At 66.5% G+C, this 7042-nt stretch carries 4 protein-coding genes and 1 pseudogene; 3 read left to right on the forward strand and 2 right to left on the reverse strand.

Going from position 1 to position 7042, the window contains the following annotated elements:
• From GXP39_00490 to GXP39_00500, 3 genes are all read left to right on the forward strand, one after another.
• Window positions 1–1295: hypothetical protein (locus GXP39_00490; GenBank protein NOZ26515.1), on the forward strand; the 1295-nt coding region annotated here is incomplete at its 5' end.
• A 435-nt stretch (window positions 1296–1730) separates the two neighbouring features.
• The gene (locus GXP39_00495) at window positions 1731–2768 is read left to right on the forward strand and encodes an ABC transporter ATP-binding protein (protein ID NOZ26516.1); all 1038 of its coding nucleotides are present in this window, start codon (window positions 1731–1733) and stop codon (window positions 2766–2768) included.
• A complete protein-coding gene (locus tag GXP39_00500; GenBank protein NOZ26517.1) occupies window positions 2761–3564 on the forward strand; it encodes an ABC transporter permease in 804 nt (267 codons plus the stop codon). Before GXP39_00495 ends, GXP39_00500 begins: the two co-directional genes overlap by 8 nt.
• 6 nt (window positions 3565–3570) lie before the next feature.
• Here the strand turns inward: GXP39_00500 and GXP39_00505 are convergent, their stop codons facing one another.
• Together GXP39_00505 and GXP39_00510 are read right to left on the reverse strand one after the other, a co-directional pair.
• Window positions 3571–5811, reverse strand: coding sequence for a hypothetical protein (locus tag GXP39_00505; protein NOZ26518.1), 2241 nt, complete (start codon window positions 5809–5811; stop codon window positions 3571–3573).
• Between the two features lie 141 nt (window positions 5812–5952).
• Window positions 5953–6450 (reverse strand): annotated as a pseudogene (locus GXP39_00510) (type VI secretion system tip protein VgrG).
• Window positions 6451–7042: the final 592 nt, after the last annotated feature.

The raw sequence follows: 7042 nt of genomic DNA on the forward strand, positions 1-7042 counted from the left end.
TGCCGACGGATACGCCCAGTCCGACGCCGAGTGCGACACCCACGCCGGAGGCGACGTATCCGCCGTCACCGATCTCCACGCCGACGTTCACGCCCACGCCGGTGACCACGCCCACGGATACACCCACGGCGACGCCGACAGACACGCCGACGGTCGTGCCGACGGATACGCCCAGCCCGACGCCGAGCCCGACGCCGAGTATGACGCCCACGTCGGAGGCGACGTATCCGCCGTCGCCGATCTCCACACCGACGTTCACACCTACGCCTACGGACACGCCGACAGATACACCCACGGCGACGCCGACGGTCGCGCCGACGGATACGCCCAGTCCGACGCCGAGCCCGACACCGAGTGCGACACCCACGCCGGAGGCGACGTATCCACCGTCGCCGATCTCCACGCCGACGTTCACGCCCACTCCGGCGGCCAACACGCCGGAGGCGGAGCTTCCGGTCCCCGCCGGGACTCCAGTGATCGCGAAGGTGGAGATCGTGTGGCCGCATGGTGGGCTGCCGGCGGAACGGGCCATGCTGGCCAACATCACGGCGTATATCTTCCTGGATGATGCCCTGAGCCCGCCGCCGTGCGACTGGGACCCAACGGTGCGCCTGTGGATGGCCGTCAACGACCTCCCGGCCCGGCCCGTTCAGGTGGGAAAACGGCGTCTGCTCACAGAGCGGGGACGGAGCTTTCCCGTGTGGGATTTTAACGACGTGAACGTGGGCGCGGCCCGGATCCCGCGTAACCGGTTGCACTTCTTCGTGACCGTGGACGGGGCGCCGACGCGCCGCAACATCTGGGTGCACGCGATAGATGGTCGCACGGTCTCCCCTCAGCCGGTGCGGCCGCAGGGGGTGGTGAGCGCCCCTCCGGCCGCCCTGGACGCGCGGATTCAGGCGGTGTCGCTACGCGGTGATGCCTCCATCGAGCGGACGGAGCGGTTGGACATCACGGCGCTGCTGACCGAACGGGATTCCTTGCGGGCCATCCCGCCTGGTTTGAACTGGCATCCGACGGTGCGATTGCACTGGTCGGTGAACGCTGAGAGTGAGCCGGATTTCCGCCACACGATCGTGGGAACGCCGCGAGAGGTCGCGGAGGATGGGCTGACCTACCTGGTATGGGATTTCCGGGACGTGTACGTCGGCCTGGCCCGCAATCCGGCGAATCGATATGCCTTCTGGATCACGGTGGATGGGGTGCCGACCGCCTCTGGCGTCTGGGTTTACGGGACGGATGTTCGCACCCGGTATCCTCGCGTGGATCTCCCCTCGCGTAGCTGCCTGAGTTAAGCAAGGGCAAACGGCCGTTATCTCCCCGAGGGCGTGCCCCTTAAGGCTTCCCTCGAGTTCCCACCATCGTCCAGCCCTGCGAAACCCGCCTTCGACGGCTCTCTTCCCCCATGTCTCTCCCAAGCCCAAGAGAAGAGGGGGCAATCACCCATTCTCAGAGCGTGCCGGAAAATTTACCGACAAGATGTCTGTGGGGTCTCCCTCAACGACCAGCTCCGCGGGGGGAGGTGTGGAGGGGGCCTCCCCTCCACGGAAATCCCACGTTTCCGGCCTGCACCTGCCTTTCTCGGCCCTTCCCGAAGGACTCACGCCGAGGCCAGGCAGGTCGAAAGCGGGAGAAGGGCTTTTTCCGGAGGGGTGGAGCCCCTCTGGGCCTCCCCACAGCAGAAGCAGCGGCGGCTTGTTCTTGCCTCGAGTGGAAGCCGCCGTGTTATAATGCGCATCATCCAGAACGATCGGGTGGTGCGCGTGGTGTATGCGGTTGAGACCTGGGAGCTGACCAAGCGATTCTCTTTGTCGCGGGCGTTGGGCGCGTTGGCCCGACATCCGTTCGCCCGCCGCGAGGTCCTGGCTGTAGACCGCGTCACGTTGCAGGTGCGAGAGGGGGAGTTGTTCGGCCTCCTGGGTCCCAATGGCGCGGGGAAGACCACGCTGATCAAGCTGCTCTGCACGTTGATCATCCCCTCTTCCGGTGGCGCCCGCATCTTCGGATATGATCTGCGCGATGGTGATCGGGTGCGCCGGACGGTTGGCCTGTCCTCCGGCGACGAGCGTAGCTTCTTCTGGCGGCTGAGCGGGCGGGAGAATCTCCTCTTCTTCGCCGCGCTCTACGGGTTTCCCCCGGCGCAAGCGCGGCATCGCGTGGAGGAGGTCTTGCGGCAGCTGGAGATCGCCCCCTGGGCCGATCAGAGCTTTCGCACCTATTCCAGCGGGCAGCGACAGCGTCTGGGCATCGCCCGAGCTTTGCTTCACCGCCCGAAACTCCTCTTCCTGGATGAGCCCACCCGCTCTCTGGATCCGGCTGCCACCCGTCGCCTGCACGAGCTGATCCTGGACGATCTGCGGCGGAAGGAGGGGATGACCATCGTCCTCACCACGCACCGCCTGGACGAGGCCGAGCAGCTATGCGACCGCGTGGCCATCATGCACCGAGGTCGGATACGGGCCTGCGGCGCGATCGATGAGCTTCGCGCCGCGCTCTCTCCCAGCCTGCGTTACCGGTTGCTGGTCTCCCGCCTGCCGGAGGAGCGGACGAGGGAATGGCCGAGGGCATGGGGGGATCTGCGCGTGCGTCCCGCTCAGGGCGGCCGCAGCGAGGTGATCCTGGACGCCCCGAGCGGGGATGAGGCGCTGGCCCGGCTGATCGAGTGGGTCACCGGGGAGGGGGCGCACGTTTACACGGTGCACGAGGAACGTCCCTCGCTAGAGGAGGTCTTCCGGCGGTTCACCCAGGAAGGGGAGAGCGATGTATAAGGTGTGGGCCTTCCTGCGGCGGGATTGGGCTGTAGAGACCTCCTATCGGGTCTCCTTCCTCTTGCAGTTCTTCACCGTCTTCTTCAATGTCTTCCTGTTCTACTACCTCAGCCGGCTGGTGGATGGGGCGGGGATCCTGGCGTTGGATGCCTACGGCGGGGATTATTACGCCTTCGTTTTGGTGGGGATCGCCTTCTCCGACTATTTCGGCATCGGGCTCTCCAGCTTCGCCCGAAACGTGCGCTTGGCGCAGACGACCGGGACGCTGGAGGCCATGCTGTTGACGCCCACCCGGCTGTCCACCATCATCCTCTCCTCTTGCCTGTGGGACTATTCCCTGGCCACCTTGCGGGCGTTCGTGTACCTGGCGTCGGGCGCTCTGTTCTTCGGCGTCGGCTTTGGCCAGGGGAACTATGTCGCCGCCTTCGCCATTCTGCTCCTGAGCGTGGTCGCCTTCAGCAGCCTGGGCATCATCGCCGCCAGCTTCGTCATCGTGCTCAAGCGGGGGGATCCGATCAGCTGGCTGGTCAACGCGGCGGCATCCCTGTTGGGAGGGGTGTACTACCCGATCGAGGTGCTCCCGGGCTGGCTGCAAGGGCTCTCAGCTCTGATCCCGGTGACCTACGCCCTGCGTTCCATGCGCCGGGCCCTGCTGGTGGGCGCGGAGACACGAGCGCTTCTGCCGGATATGGCGATCCTGCTCGGCTTCTGCGTGATCCTGACGCCGCTCAGTTTGCTGGCCTTCCGCTTCGCCGTGTCCCGCGCTCGTCGGGATGGCAGCCTGGCGCAGTATTGAGGGGGCTCACGGCTCGATGGGGTGTTGCAGGCGTAGCGCCGGATCGCCCAGCAGGTTGAAGGTGGCGATCACGTCTCTCTGGCCGTCCCGCTCCAGGGGCACCTCCCGCTTGGCCCTCACCATCGCCTCGCCGATCGTCCGCACCTCGGGGTCGACGAATGCCCGGTAGAACGCCTCGGCCAGGGCCTCCTGGTCGGTGGACAGCGATTCGCTGGTGGGGACCAGCGCCGTGGCGACGCCGCCGTCCGGCGAGCGCAGCAGCGTTTCCGCCAGCGAGACCATCTGTGGATGGTGAAAGTATCCCGTCAGGCATGTCATGTTCACCAGCACGGGTGGCCGGTCCTTGTTGCGGAGTTTGGCGACGTCGTCGGTGGACAAGACCTTCTCCTTGGCCCAGACCGTGATGCTGCCGTGTCCGATGTAGTTGATCAATCCCACCCCTCGGTTCATAGCCTCCAGGAGGCGGGCGTGGGGATCGTCCACCTGACCCAGATACACTCGCTCCACCTCGAAGACGGCAGCCAGGTATTCCTTGATCAACGCGTCCGAGAAGCTGAAGAAATAGGGCTCCTTATCGTCCGCTACCATGAGGGCCCGGCGCGGCCACTCCTCTCCGCCTGCCTGCTCGAACCGGAGGACCTTTTGCACCATGGCCTGCACCTGTTGCGGGGTCTGGGCCGGAAGGCGTCCGAGCGCGATGTCCGGGCGTCCGTCCTCGTCGACGTCCGCCAGCCAGTTGTCGCTGGCCGTCTGTCCCACGTAGTAGGTTTGCACCAGCGCGGTGGGGATCAGGTCGCGCTCCGGTCCCTGTAGATAGCCGTAGGGGTCATAACTGGCATCCCCCACCAGGAGCACGAAGCGCGGCCGCGGCTCTGGCCACGAGCGAAGGGCGTCGGCCAGGAAGGATCGGATCGCTGCCGGATCCTTGATCCCGAAGGTATAGGCGTCATAGAGGGCATCCGGGGACACCGCGAAGACCCGAAGCCCCTGCTCTGAGCGATAGTCCAGTAGAGGTTGGACGGCCTCCTCCAGGTCCGGATGCACGATGGCGATGTAGTCGGCGCCGTCCTCGGGTCGAGGAAGGTGGGCCAGAGGGCGCGCGCTCACGTCCCATGGGCTCAGGAGCCCTTCTCCGGCGGCGATCCAGTAGCGCCGCAACCCTTCGGCGTCGGGCCGTGCGAAGCGAACGATCCATTCGTCTCCCTCGCGGTCCGTGACGAAGCCGCTCAGCGGGAGGGGATGGTCCGGGTCGGTGATGTCCCAGAGGGCCACATCCCCGTCCGGTAGCCCCCTTACCTGGTAAGCGCCCGGCTCGGCCCAGAAGTCCAGTCGCCCCTCGCTCGCGAGGAGGGGCCTGGGGTATACGACCTCGACCCAATCCAGGTAGCTGACCTCGATGGGGGCCCCTGTGTCTCCTGGAGCCAGGATCGTCATCCGGTTCTCCCCGGGGCGCAGCGCGCCGGAGGGCAGCGTCCCGCTGATGATCTGCTGCCCCTGCCCGTCCCAGGTGACGTCGGCTGCCGGGACGTCGTTGATCGCGACGATCACGTGGTGATCGGGATCCTCCGGGGTGCTGGTGTGCGACCACAGGCTCACCCGGACCGTGGCCTCCCCCGGGGCCGGCTCGTCGAGGGAGAACGTGATGGTCACCCCGCGGCGGCCGTATAGGGGCTGCCAGAGCCAGTGGTCCTGGTCCTCCGGGAGCGTGGACAGGTACAGCTTCTGCTCCTCAAATCGCTGGCGGGCCCAGGCCGTGTCCCGGGCTTCTCCCTCCGGGCTCGCCCCCATGGCGACCAGCGGTGAGGGCGACTCCGCCTCGCCGCGCTCCAGCCAGTAGACGTTTTCCGGGCTGTAGATGCTGTCGCTGGGCCTCCCGTAGAAGACGAGCCTTCGATCTTCTCCCTGTCCGATCCATTGGAAGGGGATGGGTTGCCCACGATGGGTAAGGCGAAGCTCTCCCGCCCGTTCGGGATCGATGCCCAGGGAGCGCAGTTCATCCCCGTCGATGCCGTACAATCCCCCTTCCCGGATCACGATCCGAAGCCTCTCCCCGGGGGAGGAGCCCTCCGGAGTGGTGCGCGGCCTCGGTTCCTCCGATGTGGAAGCCGATTCCTGTGGGGGGATGGGCTCTTCTTGCCCTGGGCGCTTTGAGGCGAACAGGAGGACTGCGATCAGGGCGATCACGGCCAGGGCCAGGATCGGGATCAGAATGCGCAGAGAGGAGTGACGGGATGGGCTGTTTTGCATCGCTTTCACCTTGTGACTGGGCTATCCGAGCTGTCGCCAGAGTCGCACCGCGATGAACGCCAGGATGAAAGCGCCCAAAAAGGATGTCCCCGCCAGGTAGAGCGCCACGTCGGTGGCCTCCGGAGAGAGAGAGGGAGGACGCGGCGTGGCTGTTGGCGGCGGGAGCAGCGTGGGCGTGGGCGCCGTCGTGGGGCTCTTCGCCGGCTCTGGGGTTGGTGGTGGTGTCACGGAGGGGGCGGGGGGCGTCTCCGTGGGGGATGCCGGCGTGACCGTGGCCGGGGAGGGCGCGGGCGTTGGCGTCCATGCGGGTGTCGGCGTGGCGGTAGGCGTGGGAGTCCAGGTGGGCGTGTGCGTCGGCATCCGGGTGGGCGTCGGCGTATGCGTGGGCGTGGGTGTGCGCGTCGGCGTCCGTGTAGGCGTGTGAGTGGGGAGCGGTGTTTCATGAGGCGCCGGCGTCGGTGTGCGGGTTGGCGTGTGGGTGGGCGTGCGCGTCGGGGTACGTGTCGGCGTGCGTGTGGGAGTAGGCGTTGGCGTGTGCGTGGGTGTGGGCGTGCGCGTCGGCGTCCAGGTGGGCGTTGGCGTGTCCGTCGGCAGAGGCGTTGGCGTGGCGGTGGGGGTTGACGTTGCGGTCGGGGTGGGTGTGGCCGTGGGGGGCGGCTGATAGGTGATCCCCACCCGCTCGTTGGAAAGGCCCAGGTAGAAGTAGGTGCTGGTCCCCCGGGTGTCCAGCTCCTCCAGCGTGTAGTAATACGTGGTCCCGGGGGTCACGTTCGTGTCCAGATATTGGTAGACGGCGCCCCCGATGCCGCCCATGGACGGGAGGAACTCCAGGTATTCGCCAGGCTCCTGGGCCGGGTCCGTCGTCCGGTACAGGTTGAACCCCGCGCTGTCGGTCTCGGAGCCCGTCTCCCAGACGAGTTTGATCCCCTCGGGGAGGATCTCCGCGTCGAAGCGGACCATGGTGACGGCCGCGCTCGTTGGGCGGGACGCGATCCAGGGCATGGTCAGCATCACGCAGAGGATGATAAGGATGAAGCGCCATGCGCGGGGCATCTTCTCTCCTGCCAACAGGGTTCAACTCCGCGCGATACTAGCATGTAGACTTGGGCGCGTCAAGGGGCCTTTGTACGCATAGTAGGGCCTTTTCAAAGTCCAACGTCCATATTGGCATACATGGCGCCTGCAGGGACGAGGCAAGGTGTCGTGTCTGTATACGCGTCTTCTCGGTTTC

It is taken from the genome of Chloroflexota bacterium, from assembly GCA_013152435.1.
GTDB lineage: Bacteria > Chloroflexota > Anaerolineae > DUEN01 > DUEN01 > DUEN01.

Coding starts and splice junctions, on each gene's coding strand:
- GXP39_00495 (NOZ26516.1), top strand. CDS start 1,731: ATGCGCATCATCCAGAACGATCGGGTGGTGCGCGTGGTGTATGCGGTT.
- GXP39_00500 (NOZ26517.1), top strand. CDS start 2,761: ATGTATAAGGTGTGGGCCTTCCTGCGGCGGGATTGGGCTGTAGAGACC.
- GXP39_00505 (NOZ26518.1), bottom strand. CDS start 5,811: ATGCAAAACAGCCCATCCCGTCACTCCTCTCTGCGCATTCTGATCCCG.